The organism is Mesorhizobium sp. M2A.F.Ca.ET.039.01.1.1 (genome assembly GCF_003998035.1).
Lineage (GTDB): Bacteria > Pseudomonadota > Alphaproteobacteria > Rhizobiales > Rhizobiaceae > Mesorhizobium.
The window spans coordinates 1-444 of the sequence record NZ_RZRY01001534.1 but is presented as its reverse complement, the minus strand read 5'-3'; the positions used below and the strand labels follow the sequence as shown (position 1 = coordinate 444).

Here is a 444-nt window from a genome sequence, read left to right as displayed (position 1 = left end):
GGCGAGGACGCCTTTGTCGACGGTCGGCGGAACATCTCGAGGCTCATGCGGCTGCGGTCTCCAGAATGTCGGCATAGTGCCGTTGCGCAGCATCGGGATGCGAGCGCAGTCGGCTCTTCAGCAGTTGCGGAACAGTGGATTGTCGGGGTCGCTGGCGGGGCACCCGCTTCGGCAGCCGTTCAGGCGGCAGGTCAAGAAACCGTATGTCGGCATCAAGCCGCGCGCCGAAGAAGAAGGGAATCGAAACAGTGCCCTTCGAAAGACCCAGGGCAACGGAAATCATTGCATCGGGCGAGTTCATGCGCCTGAAGCAGCGCTGCTTGCAACTGCTTCATAGCGACAGGCGGGCGAGACTCTAGCGAGGCTTTCGCCGCTTGGTTGATTGAGGCTCTCGACGAAGCCACCAAGATTCGGCGGCCGATAATAGCTTGCTGCTCATTGGGA

General features: G+C 60.8%; 1 protein-coding gene. It reads right to left on the bottom strand.

Annotation, left to right across the window (positions count from 1 at the left end):
- Window positions 1-43: 43 nt before the first annotated feature.
- Window positions 44-301, bottom strand: a complete 258-nt coding sequence (locus tag EOA24_RS40815) for a hypothetical protein (protein ID WP_091600625.1) — start codon at window positions 299-301, stop codon at window positions 44-46.
- Window positions 302-444: the final 143 nt, after the last annotated feature.

Coding starts and splice junctions, on each gene's coding strand:
- EOA24_RS40815 (WP_091600625.1), bottom strand. CDS start 301: ATGAACTCGCCCGATGCAATGATTTCCGTTGCCCTGGGTCTTTCGAAG.